The organism is Streptomyces sp. NPDC040405 (assembly GCF_055595765.1).
The window spans coordinates 24,537-49,466 of record NZ_JBVIVI010000002.1 but is presented as its reverse complement, the minus strand read 5'-3'; the positions used below and the strand labels follow the sequence as shown (position 1 = coordinate 49,466).

The 24,930-nt window shown below is 69.8% G+C and carries 22 protein-coding genes; 9 read left to right on the top strand and 13 right to left on the bottom strand.

The annotated features are described in order from the left end of the window. Positions 1-59: 59 nt before the first annotated feature. Together mqnP and ACZ59A_RS07380 are read right to left on the bottom strand one after the other, a co-directional pair. A complete protein-coding gene (gene mqnP, locus ACZ59A_RS07385; protein WP_470954812.1) occupies positions 60-962 on the bottom strand; it encodes a menaquinone biosynthesis prenyltransferase MqnP in 903 nt (300 codons plus the stop codon). Then, positions 959-2,410 (bottom strand): menaquinone biosynthesis decarboxylase, encoded by a 1,452-nt coding sequence (locus tag ACZ59A_RS07380; RefSeq protein ID WP_468054428.1) that lies wholly within the window; start codon positions 2,408-2,410, stop codon positions 959-961. Before ACZ59A_RS07380 ends, mqnP begins: the two co-directional genes overlap by 4 nt. An 89-nt stretch (positions 2,411-2,499) precedes the next feature. Here ACZ59A_RS07380 and ACZ59A_RS07375 point away from each other — a divergent pair, with 89 nt between their 5' ends. After that, positions 2,500-2,931 carry a PLD nuclease N-terminal domain-containing protein gene (locus ACZ59A_RS07375; RefSeq protein WP_470954809.1) on the top strand — a complete coding sequence of 144 codons (432 nt, stop codon included), beginning with the start codon at positions 2,500-2,502 and terminating at the stop codon, positions 2,929-2,931. A 34-nt stretch (positions 2,932-2,965) separates the two neighbouring features. On the opposite strand, the gene ccsB is transcribed toward ACZ59A_RS07375, so the two are convergent. The 7 genes from ccsB to hemL form a co-directional block, all read right to left on the bottom strand. Continuing rightward, positions 2,966-4,060, bottom strand: coding sequence for a c-type cytochrome biogenesis protein CcsB (ccsB, locus tag ACZ59A_RS07370; RefSeq protein WP_470954807.1), 1,095 nt, complete (start codon positions 4,058-4,060; stop codon positions 2,966-2,968). Then, entirely contained in the window at positions 4,057-5,838 is a 1,782-nt protein-coding gene (gene resB / locus ACZ59A_RS07365; protein WP_470954804.1) for a cytochrome c biogenesis protein ResB, read from the bottom strand. The genes ccsB and resB overlap by 4 nt, the downstream gene beginning before the upstream one ends. 3 nt (positions 5,839-5,841) lie before the next feature. Further along, complete coding sequence (locus ACZ59A_RS07360) at positions 5,842-6,600, bottom strand: cytochrome c biogenesis CcdA family protein (RefSeq protein ID WP_468054436.1); 759 nt, start codon at positions 6,598-6,600, stop codon at positions 5,842-5,844. Between the two features lie 9 nt (positions 6,601-6,609). Beyond that, positions 6,610-7,227: a TlpA family protein disulfide reductase gene (locus ACZ59A_RS07355; protein WP_468054438.1), complete on the bottom strand. Its 618-nt coding sequence runs from the start codon at positions 7,225-7,227 to the stop codon at positions 6,610-6,612. 69 nt (positions 7,228-7,296) lie between these two features. Beyond that, on the bottom strand, positions 7,297-8,481 hold the full coding sequence (locus ACZ59A_RS07350; RefSeq protein ID WP_470954801.1) for a polysaccharide deacetylase family protein: 1,185 nt from the start codon (positions 8,479-8,481) through the stop codon (positions 7,297-7,299). A gap of 164 nt (positions 8,482-8,645) precedes the next feature. Further along, on the bottom strand, positions 8,646-9,332 hold the full coding sequence (locus ACZ59A_RS07345) for a histidine phosphatase family protein (RefSeq protein WP_470954798.1): 687 nt from the start codon (positions 9,330-9,332) through the stop codon (positions 8,646-8,648). An 8-nt stretch (positions 9,333-9,340) separates the two neighbouring features. Beyond that, positions 9,341-10,648 carry a glutamate-1-semialdehyde 2,1-aminomutase gene (hemL, locus tag ACZ59A_RS07340; protein WP_468054443.1) on the bottom strand — a complete coding sequence of 436 codons (1,308 nt, stop codon included), beginning with the start codon at positions 10,646-10,648 and terminating at the stop codon, positions 9,341-9,343. A 147-nt stretch (positions 10,649-10,795) separates the two neighbouring features. Between hemL and ACZ59A_RS07335 the strand changes: the two genes are divergently transcribed. Together ACZ59A_RS07335 and ACZ59A_RS07330 are read left to right on the top strand one after the other, a co-directional pair. Then, positions 10,796-11,344 carry a hypothetical protein gene (locus ACZ59A_RS07335; protein ID WP_470954795.1) on the top strand — a complete coding sequence of 183 codons (549 nt, stop codon included), beginning with the start codon at positions 10,796-10,798 and terminating at the stop codon, positions 11,342-11,344. A gap of 24 nt (positions 11,345-11,368) precedes the next feature. Continuing rightward, a complete protein-coding gene (locus tag ACZ59A_RS07330) occupies positions 11,369-11,701 on the top strand; it encodes a YnfA family protein (protein WP_470954793.1) in 333 nt (110 codons plus the stop codon). Here the strand turns inward: ACZ59A_RS07330 and ACZ59A_RS07325 are convergent. After that, on the bottom strand, positions 11,691-13,070 hold the full coding sequence (locus ACZ59A_RS07325) for a hypothetical protein (protein ID WP_470954790.1): 1,380 nt from the start codon (positions 13,068-13,070) through the stop codon (positions 11,691-11,693). The two genes, ACZ59A_RS07330 and ACZ59A_RS07325, sit on opposite strands and share 11 nt — an antisense overlap. Positions 13,071-13,278: 208 nt before the next feature. Here ACZ59A_RS07325 and ACZ59A_RS07320 point away from each other — a divergent pair, with 208 nt between their 5' ends. Further along, positions 13,279-14,034: an SDR family NAD(P)-dependent oxidoreductase gene (locus ACZ59A_RS07320; protein ID WP_468054449.1), complete on the top strand. Its 756-nt coding sequence runs from the start codon at positions 13,279-13,281 to the stop codon at positions 14,032-14,034. A 44-nt stretch (positions 14,035-14,078) separates the two neighbouring features. Here the strand turns inward: ACZ59A_RS07320 and ACZ59A_RS07315 are convergent, their stop codons facing one another. After that, positions 14,079-15,272 carry an RtcB family protein gene (locus ACZ59A_RS07315; protein WP_470954787.1) on the bottom strand — a complete coding sequence of 398 codons (1,194 nt, stop codon included), beginning with the start codon at positions 15,270-15,272 and terminating at the stop codon, positions 14,079-14,081. Between the two features lie 160 nt (positions 15,273-15,432). Between ACZ59A_RS07315 and ACZ59A_RS07310 the strand changes: the two genes are divergently transcribed. The 3 genes from ACZ59A_RS07310 (at position 15,433) to ACZ59A_RS07300 (ending at position 18,780) form a co-directional block, all read left to right on the top strand. Beyond that, positions 15,433-16,389, top strand: coding sequence for a DUF3558 domain-containing protein (locus tag ACZ59A_RS07310; RefSeq protein ID WP_470954784.1), 957 nt, complete (start codon positions 15,433-15,435; stop codon positions 16,387-16,389). A 123-nt stretch (positions 16,390-16,512) separates the two neighbouring features. Next, positions 16,513-17,289: a hypothetical protein gene (locus ACZ59A_RS07305; RefSeq protein ID WP_470954781.1), complete on the top strand. Its 777-nt coding sequence runs from the start codon at positions 16,513-16,515 to the stop codon at positions 17,287-17,289. Between the two features lie 111 nt (positions 17,290-17,400). Further along, positions 17,401-18,780 carry a DUF2637 domain-containing protein gene (locus ACZ59A_RS07300; protein WP_470954779.1) on the top strand — a complete coding sequence of 460 codons (1,380 nt, stop codon included), beginning with the start codon at positions 17,401-17,403 and terminating at the stop codon, positions 18,778-18,780. A gap of 79 nt (positions 18,781-18,859) precedes the next feature. Here the strand turns inward: ACZ59A_RS07300 and lysS are convergent, their stop codons facing one another. Then, positions 18,860-20,623 carry a lysine--tRNA ligase gene (lysS, locus tag ACZ59A_RS07295; RefSeq protein ID WP_470954776.1) on the bottom strand — a complete coding sequence of 588 codons (1,764 nt, stop codon included), beginning with the start codon at positions 20,621-20,623 and terminating at the stop codon, positions 18,860-18,862. A 178-nt stretch (positions 20,624-20,801) separates the two neighbouring features. On the opposite strand from lysS, the gene argS reads away from it, so the two are divergent. Then, positions 20,802-22,589, top strand: coding sequence for an arginine--tRNA ligase (gene argS / locus ACZ59A_RS07290; protein WP_470954773.1), 1,788 nt, complete (start codon positions 20,802-20,804; stop codon positions 22,587-22,589). 10 nt (positions 22,590-22,599) lie between these two features. Here argS and ACZ59A_RS07285 read toward each other — a convergent pair whose 3' ends face one another. Further along, positions 22,600-24,105, bottom strand: coding sequence for an alpha/beta hydrolase (locus ACZ59A_RS07285; protein ID WP_470954770.1), 1,506 nt, complete (start codon positions 24,103-24,105; stop codon positions 22,600-22,602). Positions 24,106-24,303: 198 nt separating this feature from the next. Here ACZ59A_RS07285 and ACZ59A_RS07280 point away from each other — a divergent pair, with 198 nt between their 5' ends. Further along, a complete protein-coding gene (locus ACZ59A_RS07280; RefSeq protein WP_470954768.1) occupies positions 24,304-24,900 on the top strand; it encodes an AMIN-like domain-containing (lipo)protein in 597 nt (198 codons plus the stop codon). The last annotated feature ends 30 nt before the right edge of the window (positions 24,901-24,930 follow it).

Below are 24,930 nucleotides of genomic sequence, written 5' to 3'. Positions count from 1 at the left end.
TTCGTGCGGCCTGTTCGGCCCGTGCGGCGGCTCCACACACCGAGCCTATCCGGCGGGTCTCACAGGCCGAGGCCCCGCACCACCAGGTCGAGCAGAGCGCAGCAGAACAGGGCGATTCCGATGAAGCCGTTCACGCTGAAGAAGGCGCGGTTGAGGCGGGAGAGATCGTGCGGGCGCACGATGCTGTGCTCGTACACGAACGCCGCCGCCACGATCAGCAGCCCCAGCCAGAAGAAGAGCCCGGCGCCGGTGGCCAGCGCGTACCAGACCAGCAGCAGCGTGGTGATCACATGGCAGGCGCGCGCCCCGTGGAGCGCCCCCGGGATGCCGAAGCGCGCCGGTACCGACCGCACCCCGTGCGCCCGGTCGGCGGCCACGTCCTGGCACGCGTAGATCAGGTCGAACCCGCCGATCCAGATGCCGATCGCGAGGCCCAGGATCACCGCGTCCCACGACCACTCGCCGGTAACCCCGATCCAGGCCCCGATCGGGCCCATGGCCTGGGCCAGGCCCAGGATGGCGTGCGGGAAGTCGGTGAACCGCTTGCCGTACGGATAGACCACCATCGGGACGACGGCGACCGGCGCCAGCACCAGGCACAGCGGGTTGAGCAGCGCGGCGGCCCCGAGGAAGACCACGAGCGCGACCAGCGCCCCGGTCCAGGCCGTGCGGACCGAGACCGCGCCGGTGACCAGCTCGCGGGAGGCGGTCCGGGGGTTCCGCGCGTCGATCTCGCGGTCGATGATCCGGTTGGCGGCCATCGCGAAGGTGCGCAGGCCCACCATCGCGACCGTGATCAGCAGCAGCCGCGTCCAGTGGACGCGCCCGTCCCACAGCAGCATCGCGGTCAGCGCCGCGGTGTACGCGAACGGCAGCGCGAAGACCGAGTGCTCGATCATCACCAGACGCAGGAACGACCTGGTCCGGCCGGGTTGGGGGACAGCGGCGGCGGCGGACGTCACAGCCCGTACTCCTTCCAGCGTCGGGTCACCCGATCGGCTACCTCCGGATCGGATTCGACCATGTGCGGCCAGCCGCCGTCGCGCGTGTAGCCCTCCTCGGGCCACTTGGCGGTGGCGTCGATGCCCGCCTTGCCGCCCCAGAACTGCTGGTACGAGGCGTGGTCGAGATGGTCGACCGGGCCCTCGACCACGCTCAGATCACGGGCGTAGTCGGTGTTCCCCAGCGCGCGCCAGGACACCTCGTGCAGATCGTGTACGTCACAGTCCGCGTCGACTACGACGATCAGCTTGGTCAGCGACATCATGTGGGCACCCCAGATGGCGTGCATGACCTTCTGCGCGTGCTTGGGGTACTTCTTGTCGATCGAGACGATCGCACAGTTGTGGAAGCCGCCCGACTCGGGGAGGTGATAGTCCACGATGTCCGGGATGATGATCTTGAGGAGCGGGAGGAAGAACCGCTCGGTCGCCCGCCCCAGCGGCCCGTCCTCGGTCGGCGGACGGCCCACCACGATCGACTGGAGCAGCGGACGGGACCGCATCGTCACACAGTCGATGGTCAGCGCCGGGAACGGCTCCTGGGGCGTGTAGAAGCCGGTGTGGTCGCCGAACGGCCCCTCCGGCAGCATCTCCCCGGGCTCCAGCCAGCCCTCGATGACGACCTCGGCGGCGGCCGGGACCTGGAGCGGCACCGTCTTGCAGTCGACCATCTCGATCCGGCGGCCCTGTACGAACCCCGCGAACAGGTATTCGTCGATGTCGCCGGGGAGCGGGGCGGTCGAGGCGTACGTCACGGCGGGCGGCGCGCCGAAGGCGATCGCGACCGGCAGCTTCTCCCCGCGCCGGGCCGCGACTTGGTAGTGGTTGCGGCTGTCCTTGTGGATCTGCCAGTGCATGCCGATGGTGCGGCGGTCATGGCGCTGGAGGCGGTAGAGGCCGAGGTTGCGCACCCCGGTCTCCGGGTGCTTGGTGTGGGTGAGGCCGAGGTTGAAGAACGAGCCGCCGTCCTCGGGCCAGGTGAACAGCGCCGGGAGCGCGTCGAGGTCGACGTCGTCGCCGGTCAGCACCACTTCCTGGACCGGTGCCTCCTTCACCTTCTTCGGCGGTACGTGCGCCACGGAGCCGAGCTTCCCGAACGCCTCGCGCAGCCCGCCGAAGCCCTGCGGCAGCTCGGGCTTGACCAGGCCGCCGATCTTCTCGCTGATCTCGTCGTACGAGCGCAGCCCCAGGGCCTTGAGGAGCCGGCGGTCCGTACCGAACACGTTCATGGCCAGCGGCATCGCCGCGCCCTTGACGTTCTCGAAGAGCAGCGCGGGACCGCCCGCCTTGTTCACGCGGTCGACGATCTCACCGATCTCCAGATACGGATCGACTTCGGCCTTGACGCGCTTGAGGTCGCCTTCCCTGTCGAGCGCCCGCAGAAAGGAACGAAGATCGTCATAAGCCATGCGTCCCAGTATCCGGTACGCACTACCCTGGTCCCGTAACTGGGGCCCGCTCGACCGGCCCCGAACACCACACGCAGGGGGATCGCCTCATGCTCCGGGTGCTGATGATCCTGGTGCCGCTGGCACTCAGCATCTACGCGTTCATCGACTGCATCACCACCGAAGAGCGGGACGTCCGCTATATCCCCAAGCCGCTCTGGGCGATTCTCGTCCTGCTGTTCCCGGTGGTGGGATCGATCTCCTGGCTGCTGGTGGGCCGCAAGCGGGAGACGGCGGCCGAGGTCCGGCGCGACTGGGTCGCCCCGGACGACAACCCGGATTTCCTGAAGTCCCTGGGCGAGCAGCGTGAGCAGCGTGAGCAGCCTGAGGAACCCGCCGCGGAGCCGTCCGCGGGCCGCGACGAGGGCCGCGACGAGGAGCTGCTCAAGACCTGGGAGGCGGATCTGCGCCGCCGCGAGGAGGAGCTGCGCCGCAAGGGCGGCGACGGCCCGGACGACACGCCGCCGCCCGCGGCGTCCTGAGACGGCGCGGGCGGCGGGGCCGAGCGTTGCGGGGTCAGACTCCGGCGTAGGAGTGCTTGCCGGTGACGAAGATGTTCACGCCGTAGTAGTTGAAGAGGAAGCAGGCGAAGGCGATCAGCGCCAGGTAGGCGGCCTTGCGGCCCTTCCAGCCCGCGGTGGCCCGGGCGTGCAGGTAACAGGCGTAGGCGACCCAGGTGATGAACGACCAGACCTCCTTGGGGTCCCAGCCCCAGTAGCGGCCCCAGGCCGCCTCGGCCCAGATCGCGCCCGCGATGATCGTGAACGTCCACAGCGGGAAGACCGTGGCGTTGATGCGGTACGCGAACTTGTCCAGCGACGCCGCCGACGGCACCCGCGCCAGCACGGACTTGACGCCCTGGCGGAACTGCTTGCGCTCGGGGTCTTCGAGCTGTGCCTCGTAGCGGTCGCGGAAGAGGTAGAGCAGCGTGGAGACGGCCCCGATGTAGAACGCGGCGCCGGAGAGGATCGCGCAGCTGACGTGGATCCACAGCCAGTACGAGTGCAGGGCGGGAACCAACTGGTCGCTGTCGGTGTACAAGACAGAGACAGCGAGTCCGAGGTCGAGGAGGACCGTGGTGGCCAGGGGCAGACCGATCCAGCGCACGTTCTTCTTCAGCAGGAGCAGCGTGAGGTACGTGCCGACCGCGACCATGGCGAAGGTCGTGGAGAACTCGTACATGTTGCCCCAGGGGGCCCGCTGTACGGACAGCGCCCGGGTGAGGACGGCACCGGCATGAAGGAGGAACGCCAGGAAGGTCAGACCGATCGCGATCCGGCCGTAGACATCGCCCTGCTCGGTGCCGCCCGCGGCGCCCGGCCCGTCGGGGATGTCGCGGCTGCCCGGGGCGGACCGGGTGATGACCTTCGGCCGCTCCAGCACGGCGGTGCCGCCGCTCTTCGCGGCGGTCTGGACCGTCACCGAGGCGCGGTCGGCGGCCGCGGTCTCGGGGGTGATCGCGGCGGCGGTGCGGCCCACGGCGCTGCGGCTGCCGAAGACCCACTCGGCGATATGGGCGAGGAAGGCGAGGGTGTAGACCGCCATCGCCGTGTAGATCAGCACATTGCTGTACTGCGCGAGATTTTCGTTGACTGCGGCCGCGAGGTTCACGCGCGCGCTCCTTCTGCGGGATCTGCGGGGTCTGCGGGATCTGCAGGCTCTGCGTTGTCTCCGGGTTCTTCGGTCTCTCCGGGTTCTGCCGCGGGCGGCGCCTCCGCCTGCAGCCGGACGGCCAGGTCGCCCAGCTCCTCGGGGAGCTTGGCGTGCTCGCTGCGGCCGAGCCCGGCCATCTCGACGACGGTCGCGCCGTCGGCGCCCCGCGTCGCCCGGACCCAGATCCGGCGGCGCTGGATGAACAGCGAGCCGACCAGGCCCACCAGGGCCCCCACGGCGCCCAGCAGGGCGGTCTGGTCGCCCGGCTTGTGCGAGATCTGGAAGCTGGCCCAGCTCTTGATGCCGTCGAAAGTCAGCGAGCCCTCGCCGTTCGGCAGCTTCATCGTGTCGCCGGGCGAGAGCGCCCGGGCGAACTTGGTCTTCCCGTCGGACTCCAGGTACTGCTTCATCCGCGACTTGTCGAGCTGGTACACGCTCTGCGGCGTACCGCCGTCGATGCCGAGGCTGCCGTGGTAGGCCGTCAGCACCAGCGCCGGATTGTCCAGCGCCGGGAACTGGGAGAACATGCCCTTGCTGCGCACCCAGGTCGGCAGGAACTGCCCCTGGTACGCGACCTGGTCGCGCTTGCCGTTCTTGTCGCGGTAGTCACCGAGCTTGATCACCATGCTCTCGGTGAGGTTGGCCCCGTCGATCGGCAGCCCGACCACGGGCCCCTGGTGCACCACCTCGCCCTTGCCGTCCCGGACCGTGACGACCGGCGAGTAGCCGTGGTTCAGCAGGAAGACCTTGTAATTCTGGATCTCCAGCGGCTCGTTCACCTTGATCGAGGTCTTGCGGGCGGGCCCGTCCACCCCGTCCCAGTAGGTGACGTCGGCGCGGAACGTGCGCGGCGTGCGCATCTGCGGGCCGCTGCGCTCATAGGTCGCGTGGAAGCGGTCCAGCTGGAAGCTGAAGGGCGCCAGGTCGTCGCTCTGGAACAGCTGCCCCGTCTTGATGTCGTCGTACTGGGTCAGGCTGTTGGAGAAGCCGCCGCCCTCGGTGATCAGGCTGCTGCCCTCGGTCTTCCACAGCTGACCGGCGGCGAAGGAGACCAGCAGCACGATCAGCGCGGAGTGGAACAGCAGATTGCCGACCTCGCGCAGGTAGCCCTTCTCGGCGGCGACCGCGTTCCCCGTGAGCTGGCTGCGGAAGCGCCTCCGCTTCATCAGCCGCTGCGCCGCCTCCAGCACCTTCTCCGGCTCGGCGTCGCTGCGCCACGTGGTGTACACGGGAAGCCGGGTGAGCTTGCGCGGGGCGCCCGGCGGGCGGCTGCGCAGCTGGCCCACGAACTGCCAGGTGCGCGGCACGATGCAGCCGATGAGCGAGATGAACAGCAGGATGTAGATCGCCGAGAACCACACCGAGCTGTAGACGTGGAACAGCTGGAGCTTCTCGTAGATCGGGGTGACCGTCGGGTGCTTGTCCTTGAAGTCCTGGACCTTGAGCTGGTCGATGCTGGTCTGCGGGATCAGCGAGCCCGGGATCGCGCCCAGGGAGAGCAGGAAGAGCAGCAGCAGCGCGACCCGCATCGAGGTCAGCTGCCGCCAGAACCACCTGGCCCAGCCCAGCGGCCCCAGCGAGGGGACGTTGATCTCCTCGGCGGGGGCGGTGGACAGCCGCGATCCCGCGGCACCCAGCGCGCGCTCGTCGGTGCCGCCCGCATCGCTGTCGGCCGCCTTCTCGGCCGCCTGTCCAGCCGCCTTGTCGGCCGCGGAGTCGGTATCGGTCGTGGACATGGATCAGATCCCAACGTTGAAGCCCTGAGCCCAGCTCTGCGTGTCGCTCATGATGCTGTCCCAGACACCTGTGAGCAGCAGCACCCCCAGCGCGATGAGCAGACCGCCGCCGGTCCGCATCACCCACACGTAGTGCTGTTTGACCCAAGCGAAGGCGCCCAGTGCGCGCCGGTAGGCCACCGCGACGGCGACGAACGGCAGCCCGAGCCCGACGCAGTACGCGACGGTCAGCAGAGCGCCGCGACCCGCGCTCCCCTCATTGAACGCCAGCGCCTGGACGGCGGTGAGGGTGGGCCCCAGGCACGGCGTCCAGCCGACGCCGAACAGGGCGCCGAGCACCGGCGCGCCCGCGATCCCCATCGTTGGCGACAGGTGGAAGCGGAACTCCCGCTGCCCGAAGCCCTTCAGCAGCCCCATGAAGGCCAGGCCCATCACGATCGTGACGGCCCCGAGGATCTTGGAGAGGGTCTCCTTGTGCTCCTGGAGCGTCCAGCCGAAGTGGCCGAACAGCGCGCCGCCGGAGACGAAGACGGCGGTGAAGCCGAGCACGAAGAGCGAGGCGCCCGCGACCATCCGGCCGCGCCGGGCCTCCGCCAGATCCGTACCGGTGATCCCGGTGACGTAGGACATGTAGCCCGGCACCAGGGGCAGCACACAGGGAGAGAAGAAGGAGACAAGTCCGCCGAGGACGGCGATCGGCAGGGCGAACAGCAGCGCCCCGGTCAGCACGGTCTCATTCGCACCGGTGGCGGCGAGCGTCATCACAAGAGGTCACTTCTCCGCGATGAGCGGGTCGACCATCTTGCGCACGCTGTCCTCGCTGAGCGGGGTGAGCGCGCGGGCCGCGATCTTGCCGTCCCGGTCCAGCACGATGGTCGACGGGATGGCCTGCGGGTTGAGGCTGCCCTTGGGGAAGCGCAGCATCAGCTTGCCGATCGGGTCGTACAGGCTCGGATAGTCGACCTTGAACGCCTTCTCGAACCTGAGCGCGGGGGCTCGGTTGCTGTCGCGCGTGTTGATCCCGATGAACTGGACACCCTTGGCCTTGGTGTCCTTGGCGACCTTGGCGAGGTTCGGGGCCTCGGCCCGGCAGGGCGCACACCAGGAGCCCCATACGTTCAGGACGACGATCTTGCCCTTGTAGTCGGCCACGTCGAGCGGCTTGTCCTCGAGGGTCTTGCCGGACAGCTCGGGAGCGTCCTGGCGGTCCCCCTTGGGCACGGTGTCGACGCCGCCCTTGCCCTGCACGAACTTGGTATCGGCGGATCCGCCCGAGGTGCCGCCGCTACCGCAGGCGGAAAGAGACAGCGCGGCAACCGCGGCCCCGGTGGCCAGCACGGTTGCGCGACGGCAGGTCGCGAGGCGCCGAGGGGCGCGGCAGGCACTCATGTGAAAAGTTTCGCATGGCCCATTTGCCGATCTTCGCCACCCCCCTCGGCCTCCCGTGGAGCGGTGCGGTCAGCGGCTGCCCGCGCTCCACGCCTCGCCCACACCGAACCCCTGAAGATCGGCGAGCACGTCCGGGTCCTGCGCGTCCATCCAGTCCGTGAGCTGCTTGAAGGACACCAGCCGCACGTCCTTGTGCTTCTCGTCGGCCATGTGCTTGAGCGCTTCCTCGACGGCGTCCATATAGATCCCGCCGTTCCACTTTTCGAAGTGGTTCCCGATGAAGAACGGGGCGCGATTGGTCTCGTAGGCCCGCTGGAAACCGGCGATGTACGAGTCGGTGGCCTGCTTGCGCCAGCCCGGGTAGTTGGCGGGCGGCGCATTCGTGGAATTCTGCGACTGGTTGGCCAGGATGTTGTAATCCATCGAGAGCACCTCGAAGGAATGCCCGGGGAAGGGCATCTGCTGCAGCGGATAGTCCCACAGCCCCATCTTCTTCGACGGCCACACCTGGCGACCGCCGGGCGAACTGGCGTCATAGCGCCAGCCGAGCTTGCGGGCGGTCGGCAGCAGATTCTCCTGCCCCAGCAGACACGGGGTGCGCCCGCCGATCAGTTCCTCGCGGTAATCGAAAGGCAGCGGATCGACGTCCTTGAATCCGGTGTTCGTGCGCCACTGCGTCACGAACGACACGGCCTGCTCGATCTCGGACTCCCACTGGGCCGACGTCCAGTTGGCGCCGGTGCCCCGGCCGGAGCAGAAGTGGCCGTTGAAGTGCGTGCCTATCTCATGGCCCTCCAACCAGGCCAGACGCACGTTCTCCAGCGTCGCCTTGATGTGGTCGTCGGTGAGGTAGCCGATGTCCGAGGCGCCCACCGGGTTGTTCGGCGGCTTGTAGAGCGACTTCTTCGACTCCGGCAGGCAGTAGATACCGGAGAGAAAGAACGTCATGGTCGCGCCGTGGTCCTTGGCGAGCTTCCGGAATCGCGGGAAGAGGCCGTTGCCGACCTCTCCCGCGCCGTCCCAGGAGAAGACCACGAACTGCGGCGGCTTCTGCCCCCGCTCAAGACGCTCCGGCTTGGGATCCTTCGGTCGGCTCACCCCACGGGAAGTGGAACCGTCACCGATCGGCTTTGCCTGCGCCGTCCTCTTCGGCGCCGCCTTGCCCGACCCCGACGACGAACAGCCGACAGCGGTCAGTGACGCGACCGCCCCCATACCAAGGCCGAGGATCCCCCTCCGGCTGACCTCACGCATAGCGTCCTCAATTCGCACTCGCCGTACTGGTTGTCCGGTCCACGGACGACCTTTGAGATGGCGAGACGAATAGCGGGGTTCCGAACGGATGCGGTCAATTACAGTCCCGGGACAATTCCCCGGGAACGATTACCCCATGCGAGCGGACGCCTACAGCGCGCCGACTACGCACCGACCCCCTTGGAGGCCCCCTTCACCTTCTTGGCACCCGCGAGGAGATGGGCGGGGACGAGATCACGGGCCGGTTCGCTGTAGCCGATCGACACGATCTTGTCGCCGCGGTAGGTGAAGGTGGTGAGGCTGGCCAGGGTGCACTGCCGCTTGCGCGGGTCGTGCCACAGCCGCCGCCGCTCCGCGAAGCTGCGCACGATCCAGATCGGCAGCTGATGGCTGACGCAGACCGCCTCGTGGCCACGGGCGGCGTCGCGCGCCGCGCCCAGCGCCCCCATCATCCGCACCACCTGGTCGACGTACGGCTCGCCCCAGGAGGGACGGAAGGGGTTGGTGAGATGACGCCAGTTCGCGGGCCTGCGCAGCGCGCCGTCGCCCACCCCGAAGGTCTTCCCCTGGAAGGCGTTCGCCGCCTCGATCAGCCGCTCGTCGACCGCCACGTCCAGACCGTGCGCCTTGCCGATCGGCGCGGCCGTCTCCTGGGCCCGCTCCAGCGGGGAGGCGACCACATGGGTGATGTCGCGCTCAGCGAGGTGCTCGGCGACCCGGTCGGCCATGCGACGGCCCAGGTCGGACAGGTGATAGCCGGGCAGGCGCCCGTACAGCACGCCCTCCGGGTTCTCCACCTCGCCGTGGCGCATCACATGGACGACGGTGATGTCGTTCTCGCTCTGTGTCATGTCAACCATCATTCAGTCGCCTCGGCGGCGGCCCGCGCCGCCCCCGGCAGCGCCTCCGCCACCCGCTCCAGCGCCCGCTCGTCATGGGTCGTCGAGACGAACCACGACTCGAAGGCGGACGGCGGCAGGTAGACGCCCTGGGACAGCATCGAGTGGAAGAAGGGGGTGAAGCGGAACGCCTGCTGCGCCTTCGCCTTGGCGTAGTCCGTGACGTCCTCGTCGGTGAAGAAGACGGAGAACATGTTGCCCGCTGTCTGGAGGCGGTAAGCGACGCCCGCCTTGTCCAGCGCCTCGGCCGCCAGCGCCCGCAACTGGGCAGAGGCCGCGTCGACCTTCTCGTACGCCGCGTCGTCCAGCAGCCGCAGCTGCGCCACACCGGCCGCCGTCGCGATCGGGTTCCCGGACAGCGTGCCCGCCTGGTAGACCGGACCGGCCGGGGCGAGCTGCGCCATCACATCGGCGCGGCCGCCGAAGGCCGCGGCCGGGAAACCGCCCCCCATGACCTTTCCGAAGGTCATCAGATCGGGTACGACCCCGTCGAGCCCGAACCAACCGGCCTTGGACACCCGGAAGCCGGTCATGACCTCGTCGGAGATGTAGAGCGCGCCGTTGTCGGCGCACAGCTCCTTCAGGCCCGCGTTGAAGCCCGGCAGCGGCGGCACCACGCCCATGTTGCCCGCCGACGCCTCGGTGATCACACAGGCGATCTCGCCCGGGTGCGCGGCGAACGCCGCCCGCACCGCCTCCAGGTCGTTGTACGGCAGCACGAGGGTCTCCCCCGCCTGCGCGCCCGTGACCCCGGGGGTGTCCGGCAGCCCGAAGGTCGCCACCCCGGACCCGGCCGCGGCCAGCAGGGCGTCCACATGGCCGTGGTAACACCCGGCGAACTTGATCACCTTGGGGCGGCCGGTGAACCCGCGGGCCAGGCGGATCGCCGACATCGTCGCCTCGGTGCCGGACGACACCAGGCGCACCTGCTCGACGGGGCCGACCCGGGCCACGATCTCCTCGGCGAGTTCGACCTCGCCCTCGCCCGGCGTGCCGAACGACGTACCACGTGCGACGGCGGCCTGCACGGCCGCGATCACCTCGGGGTGCGAATGGCCGAGGATCATCGGTCCCCACGAACACACGAGGTCGACGTACTCGCGTCCGTCGGCATCGGTGAGGTACGGACCGTCACCGGACACCATAAAGCGGGGCGTACCTCCGACGGCACGGAAAGCCCGGACCGGAGAGTTCACGCCGCCGGGCGTCACGACGGCCGCACGATCGAAAAGCGTCTGCGAAACTGGGGCTGCGTACGGATAGCTCACGCAAGCCATGTTGTCAGAGGGTGACGGAGTCCTGCCGCCGGGCGTTTCATAACGCCGACGCGGGGGAGGTCTCAGTCATATTGATCAGTTTGATCAGTCGCAATGATCGGGTTGCGCGGCGGCGGCCGCGAGTGGTCGGGTGGAGATATGCATCGCAGTGGCGAACTGGGTGAGGGGACTGACGATCGAGGCCCCGAGCGTCCCCGCCCCGGACGCCATCGGCGAGAAGACGCGGGCAGGGCAAGCAGGAGCGGGGGCCGCATGGGGGTGACCTACAAGTACTTCGGCGCGCCCGACGGGGCCACCGCGGCCCGGGTCCCCATCTCCATGCGCCCCGAGGAGCTCGGCGGCGACGAGCTGGGCCACGGCATGTTCACCAAGATCAAGCCGGAGACGGTGGCCGCGATGGTCCTCACCGGCATTGAGGGCGTGCCCCTGCACAAAGTGCCCCCGCTCGAACTCGTCGTCCTGCACCCGGACTACGCCGTCGTCAAGCTGCCGATGACCGCCGTCGACCCGCTGCGCGGCGTCGGCGAGGAGGCCGTCGGCGCCGCGGCCTTCATCTGGTCCACGGTCCCGGACCGCGGCGGCCCGCGCGACGCCTTCCTGGTCTACCAACTGCTCCACGAGTGGCAGGACTTCTCCAAGCGTCTGCACGAGGCCGGTCACCAGCCGTACTGCCTGGTCTGGCCCTGACCCGTGCTGTTCTAGCCTTCCCCCATGCTCATCGCACGCTCCGTCAGCCTGTTCGTCCTGGCCGCCCTCCTCGAAATCGGAGGCGCCTGGCTGGTCTGGCAGGGTGTGCGCGAGCACAGGGGATGGGCCTGGATCGGCGCCGGGATCGTCGCTCTCGGCGCCTACGGTTTCGTCGCCACGCTCCAGCCGGACGCGAACTTCGGCCGCATCCTCGCGGCGTACGGCGGCGTCTTCGTCGCAGGATCACTCGCCTGGGGCATGGTCGCCGACGGCTACCGGCCCGACCGCTCCGATGTGATCGGTGCGCTGATCTGTCTGGCCGGAGTCGCCGTGATCATGTACGGGCCTAGAAGGTGAGCGGGCGGCCGTGCTGACCGTGGTCGCCGTTGTCCTGCTCCTCAGTTGAGCTGAGGACGCAGCCGGTGTCCGGGTCGATCAGCACCCGGGTGATGGTGTCGCCGCACTCGACGTCCACGGCCCACACCTGGTGCTCGGCACCCTTCTTCTGGTGCGGGTCCTGCTGCTTGTGGTCGCCCCGCTGCTTGTCGTTCTCGCGCTTGTCGCTGCGCTGCTTGTCGTTGTGGCGCGGCTCCCGGTGCTGGTCCTTGCGCGGGTCGCCCTTGCGCGGACCCTCCTTGCGCGGGTCCTCCTTCTGGTGGTTGTCGTGCCGGGGGTCGTCCTCGGGGCAGTCGTCGATCAGCTCGGCGCTGACGGCCTGACCGCCGACCTCGCACTCGGCGATCTCCACGGCCCGCTGCAGCGTCACCGGTCCGCTCGCGCTCTGCGCGTTGTCGTCCTGGTGGTTCTGGTTGTTCTGGTGGGACTTGGAGCCCTTGGCCGCGTGGTCGTCCTTGCGGGCGTGGTCGTCGTTGCGGGCGTGGTCGTCCTGGTGGTCGCCGTGGGCGGACGGGGCGCCGTAACGGTCCTGCGGCATGACGTCGGCGGCCGGCGGAGCCGCCTCCGGCTGGGCCACCTCGGCCTGGGCCGACTCGCCGTACTGGCTCATGCTGCGCTGCTGGTAGCCGTGGCCCTGCGGGGCGCTGTTCTCGCGCTGCCAGCGGTGCGGCCGAGCGTTCTGGCCCTCGGCGGACTGCCCGTTGGCCGCTTGGCCGTTGGCGGCCTGACCGTTGGCGGCCTGACCGTTGGCGGCCTGCTCCTCGGTTGCCTGGCCGTTGCCGTGCCAGCCGTTGCCCGACTGGCCGTTCATGTGCTGGCCGTTGTCGTGCTTGGCGTTGTCATGCTGACCGTTGTCGTGCTGGCCATTCATGTGCTGACCGTTGTCGTGCTGGCCATTCATCTGCTGGCCGTTGTCGTGCTTGGCGTTGTCATGCTGACCGTTGTCGTGCTGACCATTCATGTGCTGACCGTTGCCCGACTGGCCGTTCATGTGCTGGCCGTTGTCGTGCTGGCCGTTCATGTGCTGGCCGTTGTCATGCTTGTTGTTGTCGTGTTTGTTGTTGTGCTTGTTGTTGTGCTGCCCGTTGTCGTGCTGCTGCTGGTTCTTGCCGTGCTGCTGGCCATCCCCATGGTTGCGGTCCCCGTGCCGCTCCTGGTCCTGGGGGCATGCGGAGGCCGACATCGCGTTCGGGCCCGGCGTGCCCGCGGCCCACGCGACCGACGGAGCGCCGGCCACCAGCGCCGCCGCCGCGAGGGCACCGGCAGAGGCGACGCCCCAACGGCGGAGGGACCGACGGGACCGAGACAGCGTTCTGTTCTGATGGGTCATGACCTGAATTCACTCCTTGGGCATGGGACAGTCCGAGACCGGCGGCGCGCCGGACGCAGTGCACCCTTCCCCGGGGCCAGGACCGGATAGCGGTTTCCGATCTTCAGTCCCCCGATCGGCCGCAGATCAGAAGGTCATATCCTGCGTATGGATCACGGTGCTATTTCCCTACCGTGATCACGGATGCCACGTCGCCACAGGAGGGCCGATGACCACCCGTACCGCCGTCATCACCGGTGCCAGCAGTGGGATCGGTGCGGCCACCGCCCGCGGGCTCGCCGCGGCCGGATTCCGCGTCGTCCTCGCCGCGCGCCGCGAGGAGCGGATCGAGGCGCTGGCCGCGGAGCTGACGGAGGCGGGGCACGAGGCCGTGCCGTACGTCCTGGACGTCACCGACCGGGACGCCGTCGCCGCCTTCGCCGGTCGGCTCGACCGCTGTGACGTGCTGGTCAACAACGCGGGCGGGGCCATCGGCGCCGAGACCGTCGCGGCCTCCGACCCGGCCGACTGGCGCGCGATGTACGAGGTCAACGTGATGGGCGTGCTCCATGTGACGCAGGCCCTGCTGCCCGCCCTCGTCGCCTCCGGCGACGGCACCGTCGTGGTGCTGTCCTCCACGGCGGGCCACATCCAGTACGAGGGCGGCGGCGGTTACGCGGCCGCCAAGCACGGCGCACACGCGATCGCGGGCACGCTGCGGCTGGAACTGTGCGGCGAGCCGGTGCGGGTGATCGAGATCGCCCCGGGCATGGTCATGACGGACGAGTTCGCGGTGAACCGGTTCCGTGGGGACGAGGGCAAGGCCGCCGCCGTCTACGAGGGCGTGGCCGAGCCGCTGACCGCCGACGACGTCGCCGACACCGTCGTCTGGACGGTCACCCGGCCCGCCCACGTCAACGTCGACCTGATGGTGCTCCGCCCCCGCGCCCAGGCCGCCCAGCACAAGGTCCACCGGGAGCGCTGACGGGTGCGGGGCCGTAGGTCACCCACGGCCCCGCACCCGCGCGTTCACCCCTTGACGCAGACGACCTGCTTGAGCCGCGCCACCACCTCGACCAGATCGCGCTGCTGGTCGATGACCTTCTCGATCGGCTTGTACGCACCCGGGATCTCGTCCACGACGCCGGAGTCCTTACGGCACTCCACGCCCCGCGTCTGCTCCTCCAGGTCCTGCGTCGAGAAACGCTTCTTCGCCTGGTTCCGGCTCATCTTCCGACCGGCGCCGTGCGAGGCCGAGTTGAAGGACGCCTCGTTCCCCAGGCCCCGGACGATGTACGAACCGGTGCCCATCGAACCGGGGATGATCCCGTAGTCCCCGCTGCCCGCGCGGATGGCGCCCTTGCGGGTCACCAGCAGGTCCATGCCCTCGTACCGCTCCTCGGCCACGTAGTTGTGGTGGCAGGAGATGACCGGCTCGAAGACCGGGCGGGCCTTCACGAACTCCTTGCGCACGACGTCCTGGAAGAGCGACATCATGATCGCGCGGTTGTACTTGGCGTACTCCTGCGCCCAGAACAGATCGTGCCGGTAGGCGGCCATCTGCGGGGTGTCCGCGATGAACACGGCCAGATCGCGGTCGATCAGGCCCTGGTTGTGCGGCAGGCCACGGGCCTGGCCGATGTGGTACTCGGCCAGTTCCTTGCCGATGTTCCGCGAACCGGAGTGCAGCATCAGCCAGACCGCACCCTCGTCATCAAGACAGAATTCGATGAAGTGGTTGCCCGATCCGAGCGAGCCCATCTGCTTCGTGGCCCGCCCCTGGCGGAACTTGACCGCCTCGGCCACTCCCCCGAACCGCCCCCAGAAGTCATCCCATCCGGTGGTCCGGAATCCGTGCAGCCGCCCCGGGTCGACCGGGTCGTCGTGCATCCCCCGGCCCACCGGAATCGCCTGCTCGATCTTGGACCGCAGCCGCGACAGATCGCCCGGCAGATCGTCCGCGGTGAGCGACGACTTGACCGCCGACATCCCGCAGCCGATGTCCACGCCGACCGCCGCCGGGCACACGGCCCCGTGCATCGCGATCACCGAGCCGACGGTGGCGCCCTTTCCGTAGTGCACGTCCGGCATCACGGCCAGGCCCTTGATCCACGGCAGCGTCGCCACGTTCCGCAGCTGCTGCATGGCGCCGCCCTCGACCGTCGCGGGGTCCGCCCACATACGGATCGGAACCTTCGCCCCCGGCACCTCGACATACGACATGGTTTACTCATTCCCCCGTAAAAGACTGAAAACGCAAAAACCGGGCCCATGGCCCCATTCACGACGGCCGACCGGCAGACGCGGCGGCCCGTGCGGTACACATTGTCTGCAGCCATCGCCTACGGACGGCAAGCAGTTTTCGCTCGAAGGGACACGGATAGTGCAGCCAGCGCAGCGAACGGCCCGTGGCCGTCGTGCCACCCAGGCCGCCGCCCTGCTCATCGCCGTGCTCGCCACCGCGGGACTCAGCGGATGCACCGGCTCCGACTCCAAGCCCGGGGCCGACGACAGCTCCTCCGACGACTCCGGTTCGTCGGTCTCGGCCGAGCCGGGCCGCTACAACACCCTCCCCGAGGCGTGCGGCGCCGTGAGCCCCAAGACCCTGTACCGGCTACTGCCCGGCGGCGCCCAGGACGACAAGGCGTACGACGGCCAGGCGACCGTGACGTACGACATAGACCGGCGCGACGGCTGCCGCTGGAAGATCGCGACGCCGAGCGGCACCCGCTATCTGACGCTGGACTTCGAGCGTGTCGTCTCGTACGACCCGTCCGTGAGCGACGAGGACCGGGCGCAGGAGCTGTACGAGAAGAAGGCGGTCGCCGCGGACATTCCGGACGCTCCGGCCTCACCCTCCGCCGGTGCCTCGGACGACGACTCCTCCGCCTCCTCCTCGCCCGGCTCGGGGTCGAGCGCGTCGAGCGGATCGAGCGGATCGAGCGCGTCCGGCGGCAAGAGCAGCGCGAATCCGGACAGCGGCGAGAGCAGCACCGGAAGTGAGAAGGGCAACACCGGCGGGAAGGGCGGCACGGCCACCCCGGGCGCGGGCGACGATGAGGGCACCGCAAGCGACGGGGACACGCCGGAGAACCCGGCCGCCACCGCCCCGCGTCGCCTCGACGACCTCGCCGACGACGCGTTCCTCGATGATCAGCTGATCACCAAGGACTCCGGAATCCACCGGGACATCACGGTCGTTTTCCGGTCCTCGAATGTGATTGCCACCATTGAGTACGACCAGTGGTCGACCAACAAAAAGGACATTCCCGGAAGCGAAGAACTCCAGGAGAACGCCGAAGACTTGGCCCAGGAGCTGACCGGGCGCCTCACCGAATAGCGAGCCGAGCCGACCGCGGGCGGGAGACCTCGGGGATTGGGCCGCCCGCGATCGGCCGCGTACCGTGCCGGTAATGACGCGGGCGGTACCACCGCCCATCGACAGAGATTGAGCGAAGGAACCATGCACCGTTCAGCCCCGCGACTCGCCCGAATACTCGCCTGCGCGACCGTACCGGTCATGCTCGTCGCCGGGTGCTCCTCCGGCTCCGACGACAAAAAGGACGCGGAGAGTTCATCGAGACCCTCCTCGCCCAGTGCCTCGCCGTCCGTCGCGGCGGCAAAGTTCAGCAAGCTCCCCGATGTGTGCTCGGCCCTCTCGGGCAAGACCATCGACAAGCTGGTGCCCAAGGCGAAGACCAAGAAGGGCAAGGCCCTCCAGTCCGGCGACACCAACACGTCCGCCACCTGCCTGTGGAACGGCCTCGACGGCTTCAAGTACCGCTCGCTGTCCCTCTCCATGAAGCTCTTCCCCTCCGACGCCGGGCTCGGCGCGGGCGACAAGCGCGCCCAGGAGTACGCCACCCAGCAGGCGGGCAAGGCTTCCTCCGCGGACGGGGCGAAGAACCCCAAGACCGAGCAGACCGCCATCGGTGACGCGGCGACCACCGTCCGTACCGAGGAGAAGAAGGACGGCGAGGAGTTCCGGAACCAGACGGTCATCGCCCGGACCGCCAATGTCGTGGTGACCGTCGAGTACGACGGCGCGGGCTACGAGACCGAGAAGGCGCCGGACGCCACCAAGCTGATGGACGACGCCAAGGCCGCGGCCAAGGAGGTCGTCGACTCCGTCGCGAAGGGCACCGGCGGCGGCCAGGACTCCCCGAGCTCGGCCGGTTCCAAGTCCGCCGACAAGTCCAAGGATTCGAAGGACTCCAAGGACTCCAAGGGCGACTCCTAGCCCTCTCCGCCGCCCCCTTCCCGTCCATGGCGGTTGACGTGTATGCGACCCTGGGCGCGCTGCATGCCAAGGCATTTCGCCAAGGACGGGGAGGGATCGCGGGTGGCCGCGATGCAACTGACACGAACGCATCGAATACTGATCGGCGTGGTCGTCGCCGGGGCGGTGGTGATCGCCGCGATCGGCTTCGCGGGGTCCTACACCGCGGTCCGCGACCTCGCCGAGAAGAAGGGCTTCGGCGCCTTCTCCAACGTCTTCCCCATCGGGATCGACGCCGGGATCTGCGTCCTGCTGGCCCTGGATCTGCTGCTGACCTGGATCCGCATCCCCTTCCCGCTGCTGCGCCAGACCGCGTGGATGCTGACCGCGGCCACCATCGCCTTCAACGGCGCCGCCGCCTGGCCGGACCCGATCGGCGTCGGCATGCACGGCGTCATCCCGGTGCTCTTCGTGGTCTCCGTGGAGGCCGCCCGGCACGCGATCGGCCGGATCGCCGACATCACCGCCGACCGGCACATGGAGTCGGTCCGCATCGTCCGCTGGCTGCTGGCGCCGCTGCCGACCTTCCGGCTGTGGCGCCGGATGAAGCTGTGGGAGCTGCGCAGCTACGACGAGGTCATCCGGCTGGAACAGGACCGGCTGGTCTACCAGACCCGGCTGCAGGCCCGCTACGGGCGGCAGTGGCGCCGCAAGGCCCCGGTGGAAGCGCTGATGCCGCTGCGGCTGGCGCGCTACGGGGTGCCGCTGTCCGACACCGCCCCGGCGGGCCTCGAGGCGGCCGGGCTGGAAGCGAGCGCCTTCTCCCCGGCCGCGCTGCCGTCGGGCACGCCGGGCACCGCGGGGGGCGGGGCCGGGCAGACGCCGGACACGGCGTACCCGGGGGCCCAGCCGGGCGCCTACGGCCCGGCCGACGGCACCGCCGGATACGCCGCCGGTCCCGGGCAGCAGCAGCCCCAGCAGCCGCAGGAGCTGCCCCTCTCGCTGCCGCTGCCGGTGTACCAGCAGCCGACGGGGCAGGAGCACGACGGCCGGGGCGCCGTCCCGTACGACCCCGCCGCCCCCCATCCGGCGCAGCCCGAGCAGCCCGGACAGCCCGGACCGCAGCCGGGGCAGCCCGAGCAGCCGCAGGTCACCGTCCCGGTCGGGCCCAACCGGGTCCGCCAGCTCGGCGGCCAGGGCGGGGCGGGCATACCGGGCGCGTACGTCCCGGAGCAGCGCGGCCAGGAGCAGCAGCCGTACGTCGAGTACGAGCAGCCCGAGGCGCCCGCCGCGGCGACGATGCCGGACGACGTCCCGCGCGACGAGGTGTTCTACGCGACCTACCGCCAGTACCTCGCCGACAACGGACGCTTCCCCTCCGCGTACCAGTTCGGGCAGCGGCTGCGGGAGGCGTACGGCGTCGCCGACCTCAGCAACGACGAGCTGACCGGCTACGTGAACGACTACAAGGACCGCTACCGCATGGAGATGCAGGCGGAGCACATCCCGTAACCGCCGAGGCCGGGACCCGGACCGGGACCCGCGGGCGCCGGGCGGACCCGGCGCCCGCCCGGCTCAGGGGTCTCCCAGCTCAGGCCGCGAGCAGCTTGCGCACCCGGTCCGCCCCCACCGCGAGCAGCAGGGTGGGCAGCCGCGGCCCGGTGTCCCGGCCGACCAGCAGCTTGTAGAGCAGCGCGAAGAACGCCCGCTGCGCGACCTTCAGCTCCGGCGTCGGCTTGGCGTCCGCCGACAGCCCCGCCTGGAGCTTCGGCACGCCGTAGACCAGCGTCGTCAGCCCGTCGAGCGACCAGTGCTCGTCCAGCCCGTCGAGCAGCAGCCGCAGCGACTCGCGCTCGGTCTCGCCGAGCGAGGCCAGCAGCTCGGTGTCCGGCTCCTCCCGGACCCGGGTGCGCTGCTCGGCCGGGACCTGGGTGGTGATCCAGCGCTCGGCCCGGTCGAGCCGCGGCCGGGTCTCGTCCAGGGACGTCACCGGGTTCGCCGGGTCCAGCTCGCCGAGGATGCGCAGCGTCTGCTCGTCGTGCCCGGTGGTGATGTCCACCACGGAGGCGAGCATCCGGTACGGCAGCGGGCGCGGGGTGCGGGGCAGCTCACCGGTGGCGGTGCGGGTCGCACGGCTGTAGGCGGCGATGTCCGCGGGCTGCGCCGAACCGTCGTCGATCTTGCGCTCCAGGGCGTCCCACTCGTCGTAGGTGCGCTGGATCTCCTGATCGAAGGCGATCTTGAAGGACTGGTTCGGGCGGCGGCGCGCGTACAGCCAGCGCAGCAGCGGGGCCTCCATGATCTCCAGCGCGTCGGCCGGGGTCGGCACGCCGCCCTTGGAGGAGGACATCTTGGCCATGCCGCTGATGCCGACGAACGCGTACATCGGGCCGATCGGCTGGTCGCCGCCGAAGACCTCGCGCACGATCTGCCCGCCGACCACGAACGAGGAGCCGGGCGAGGAGTGGTCGACGCCGGAGGGCTCGAAGACGACGCCCTCGTACGCCCAGCGCATCGGCCAGTCGACCTTCCAGACCAGCTTGCCGCGGTTGTGCTCGCTGAGCCGCACGGTCTCGGCGTGGCCGCAGGCGCAGGTGTAGGCCAGCTCGGTGGTCTCGTCGTCGTACGAGGTCACGGTCGTCAGATCGCGCTCGCAGACCGAGCAGTACGGCTTGTACGGGTAGTACCCGGCGGCGCCCGCGCTGCCGTCGTCCTCGGCGGCCGCGCCCGAGCCCTCGGCGGCTTCCAGCTCGGCCTCGTCGACCGGCTTCTGCTGCTGCTTCTGCTGCTGCTTGGCGCCCTTCGCGGCGGCGGGCTTGTCCTTCGTGCGGTACCGGTCGAGCACGGCATCGATCTGCTCGCGGTGGCGCATCGCGTGCAGGATCTGCTCGCGGTAGGCGCCCGAGGTGTACTTCTCGGTCTGGCTGATGCCGTGGAACTCGATGCCCATCGCGCGCAGGGCCTCGATCATCGGCGCCTTGAAGTGCTCGGCCCAGCTCGCGTGCGGGGATCCGGGCGGGGCCGGGACCGAGGTCAGCGGCTTGCCGATGTGCTCGGACCAGGACGGGTCGACCCCGGCCGGGACCTTCCGGTACCGGTCGTAGTCGTCCCAGGACAGGATGTGGACGCAGTCGTATCCACGGCGCCGGATCTCGTCGGCGACCAGGTGCGGCGTCATGACCTCGCGCAGATTGCCGAGGTGGATCGGGCCGGACGGGCTGAGACCCGAGGCGCAGACGATGGGTTTGCCGGGCGCGCGTCGCTCCGCCTCGGCAATGACCTCGTCGGCGAATCGGGAGACCCAGTCGGTCTCGGTGCTCTGAGCCACGGTCGGCACTTCCTTCCTTGCGGTCATGGCACCGACCATTGTCCCAGACGGAGGAGGGGCCTTCGGGGTTGCCCACAGGTTGTCGTCATCCACAACCGGAGTTATCCACAGCTGTGCACAGCCCGGAGAAAGGGTTGGACGGCCCATGAAATACTGGGGTGGCCAGATTGGTAACCCAGCCCTCTATAGGAACGGCACCTCACCCATGGCCTCGGTCCCCTCCCTTGCCGCTTCGGTCCACCAGCGCGTCGCGAACGCCCTCATGGCTGCCCTGCCGGAGGCCGGTTCCGCGGACCCGCTGCTGCGACGAAGCGACCGGGCCGACTTCCAGGCCAACGGGATGCTGGCGCTGGCGAAGCAGCTCAAGGGGAATCCGCGCGAGCTGGCGGCGCAGGTCGTGGAGCGCCTTCCGGTCGCCCCGACCTCCGCCGACCCCGATTCGGTGATCGCCGACATCGAGGTCTCCGGACCCGGCTTCCTCAACATCACCGTCGCGGACTCCGCCATCACCGCGACCCTCGCCGCGCGCGCCGCCGACGACCGCCTCGGCGTCCCGTTCGCGGCCGACGCGGGCACGACCGTGATCGACTACGCCCAGCCGAACGTGGCGAAGGAGATGCACGTCGGCCATCTGCGCTCGGCGGTGATCGGCGACGCGGTGGTCAGGATCCTGGAGTTCACCGGCGAGAAGGTGGTCCGGCGCCATCACATCGGCGACTGGGGCACCCAGTTCGGCATGCTCATCCAGTACCTGATCGAGCATCCGCACGAGCTGGACCACCGGGATGCCGCCTCCGGCGAAGAGGCGATGTCCAATCTGAACCGCCTCTACAAGGCGGCGCGCGCGCTCTTCGACGCCGACCCGGAGTTCAAGGAGCGGGCCCGGCGCCGGGTGGTGGAGCTGCAGGCCGGGGACGAGGAGACGATCGCCCTGTGGCGCAAATTCGTGGACGAGTCGAAGATCTACTTCTACTCGGTCTTCGACAAGCTCGACATCGAGATCCATGACCCCGATGTGGTCGGCGAGTCCGGTTACAACGACATGCTGGCCGAGACCTGCCGCCTGCTGGAGGAGTCCGGCGTCGCGGTCCGCTCCGAGGGCGCCCTGTGCGTCTTCTTCGACGACGTCAAGGGCCCGGACGGAAACCCGGTGCCGCTGATCGTCCAGAAGTCCGACGGCGGCTTCGGCTACGCCGCCACCGACCTGTCCGCGATCCGCGACCGGGTGCAGAACCTCCAGGCCGACACCCTGCTGTATGTGGTGGACGCCCGGCAGTCGCTGCACTTCAAGATGGTCTTCGAGACCGCCCGCCGGATCGGCTGGCTGAACGAGAAGGTGCACGCCGTCCAGCTCGCCTTCGGCACGGTCCTCGGCAAGGACGGCAAGCCGTTCAAGACCCGTGAGGGCGAGACGGTCCGGCTGGAGGACCTGCTGGACGAGGCGAGCGAGCGCGCCGCGGCCGTGGTCCGGGAGAAGAGCGAGAAGCTCGGCCTCACGGAGCAGGAGATCGTGGAGCGCGGCGGCCAGGTGGGCATCGGCGCCGTGAAGTACGCCGACCTGTCCACCTCCGCCTCCCGCGACTACAAGTTCGACCTCGACCAGATGGTCTCGCTCAACGGCGACACCTCGGTCTACCTCCAGTACGCGTACGCCCGCATCCAGTCGATCCTGCGCCGCGCCGACGAGACGCAGCACCCGGCCGCGCACCCGGAGCTGCAACTGGCCCCCGCCGAGCGGGCGCTGGGCCTCCACGTCGACCAGTTCGCGGAGACGCTGGCCGAGGTGTCCGCGTCGTACGAGCCGCACAAGCTGGCCGCGTACCTCTACCAGCTGGCCTCGTTCTTCACGACCTTCTACGACCAGTGCCCGGTCCTGAAGGCGGAGGGCGGCCCGGCCGAGGTCGAGAACCGGCTCTTCCTGTGCGACCTGACCGCCCGCACGCTGCGGCAGGGGATGTCCCTGCTGGGCATCCGGACGCCCGAGCGCCTCTGAGCGTGAGCGCTCACCGGTTCCGTGCGTCCGGTGCGCAGGACACATCGCGCGCCGGTCGCACGCCGCCGACCAGGTAGTCCGTCACCGCACGGTCCGCGCAGGGGCTGGTGTACGGGGCCGGGACGTAGGCCGCGCCGTGGCCCGTGGTGTCCACGCTGACCATCCGCGCCCGGTCGCCGAAGGCGCGGCGCAGGTTCAGCGCCCCGCTGTAGGGGGTGGCGACATCGCGGCGGTTCTGCACCAGCAGCACGTTGGACGGCCCCCGGTCGGTGATGCGGACCGGCTTGTCCTGGGGCTCGTACGGCCAGAAGGCACATGGCGTGATGTTCACCGGCATGCCCGCGGTCAGCGGATGGGAGGCGCGGCTCGCGGCGACATCGCGGGTGTAACCGGGGATCGACGCAGGCCACTCCACGTCGTTGCAGATGGTGCCGAAGGTCGAGGCCACGGAGTCCTGCGTCGGATCCGGCGGCACCGTGCCGGGCACCGTGCCCCTCCGCGCGTCCTCGATCAGCTTGGCCAGTTCCTCGAACTGACTCGGGGAGTACAGGGCGGTCAGGACGCTCTGGCGGAACACATTGCCGTTCAGCTCGGGCGGGTTGGCGCCGGGCCAGGGCAGGGGTTCGGCGTCCAGCCGGGCGGCCAGATCGAGGACGCGGCGGCGCACCCCGGCGGGCGTATCGGCGAGGCGGACGGGGCTGCCGGGGGCGGAGGCCCATGCGGCGAAGGCGGGGAAGGTGTCCTCGACGCCGACCGCGTAGTTGGCCAGCCAGCGGCGCTCCACCTGCCGCGGGTCCGGGTCGTCGTTGCTGTCCAGCACCCAGCGGTCGGTGCGCTCCGGGTACAGCTGCGCGTACACGGATCCCACGTACGTCCCGTACGAGATGCCCCACGCCGACAGCTTCCGCTCGCCGAGCGCCCGGCGGATGCTGTCGATGTCGCGCGCCTCGTTGACGGTGCTGAGGGTGGGCAGCAGCGCGCCGCCGTTGCGGGCGCAGGTGTCGGCGATGCGCCGGGCGGTGGCGACGTTCTCCGTGATGCCGCCGTTCGCCGCGGGCCAGGGGCGGGACCTGGTCAGGGACAGGTCCTCGGTCGCCAGACCGCAGCTCGCGGGCGTGGACCGGCCCATTCCGCGCGGGTCGAAGCTGACGATGTCGTACGCGTCCCGCACCGACCGCGGAAGCCGCTTGCCGAGGGTGGTCGGCCTGTTCAGACCGGGCGATCCGGGGCCACCGGGGATCAGCAGCAGCGTGCCGCGGCGGGCGTCCGGCCGCTCGCTGCGGATGCGGGAGACCGCGAGCGTGATCCGCTTCCCGTCCGGGTCGCGGTAGTTCAGCGGCACAGTGAACGTGGCGCACTCCTGGCGGGCGTCGAGGCCGTCGCCCGTGCACTTCCCCCAGGCGAGGGGCGAGGGCTTCCCCTCGGTCGCGTCGGCCGAGGACACGGTGGCCAGGACGGAGGCGATGGCCGCGGTGGCGAGGGCCAGCGCGGCGGTCTTGCCGGTCATCAGTGGCATGGCGACGAGTCTGTCGGGGCCGGACGCGCGTGCCCATCCCGTCACCCGGTCGGTGGGCGCTGCGGATAACCCCACCCTTGGGGATCGGCCCCGACCGCACCCTTTGCGACAAATTCTCCGATTAGAGACAACCTCCGGCCCCCGCCGCCCGTCAAACCCCATGCATCACCCGTCAATCGAGACACTTGGGGGTAGGACATGCGACGGTGGGGAACCTCGCTCGCGGCGCTCGCGCTGGCAGGCGCCGGACTGGCGGCGGTCACGGCCGGAACAGCGGAAGCGGCGCAGACCACCGGCACGAACACGACCGCGTCGTGCGCGACCGGCTGGGGCAGCGGCGAGAAGACGGCGCCCTCGGGCAACCACAAGCCGCTGGAGAACATCCGGGCCGGTCGGCACGAGTGCTTCGACCGCCTGGTCTTCGACGTGAAGGGCGCCACCGGCGCCGACAAGGTGCGCTTCGACGCCCGCTACGTCGACGCGTTCCACCAGGACGGCTCCGGAGACCTGATCCCCGTCAACGGCGGGGCGATCCTGGACATCCGGGTGGGCGCGCCCAGCTACGACTACGAGACGGGCAGCTCGACGTACCCGGGCAAGGCCAGGAAGCCGCTGCCGGGCGTGGACGTCACCGGCTACAAGACCTTCCGGGACACCCGCTACGGCTCCAGCTTCGAGGGCGACACCCAGGTCGGCCTCGGGGTGCGGGCACGCCTGCCGTTCCGGGTCTTCCAGTCCGACGGCAAGGTCATCGTGGACGTTGCCCACTCCTGGACCGCCACCGCCGCCCGCTGAATCCCCCGCCGGCCCCCCATCGGTCCCGCG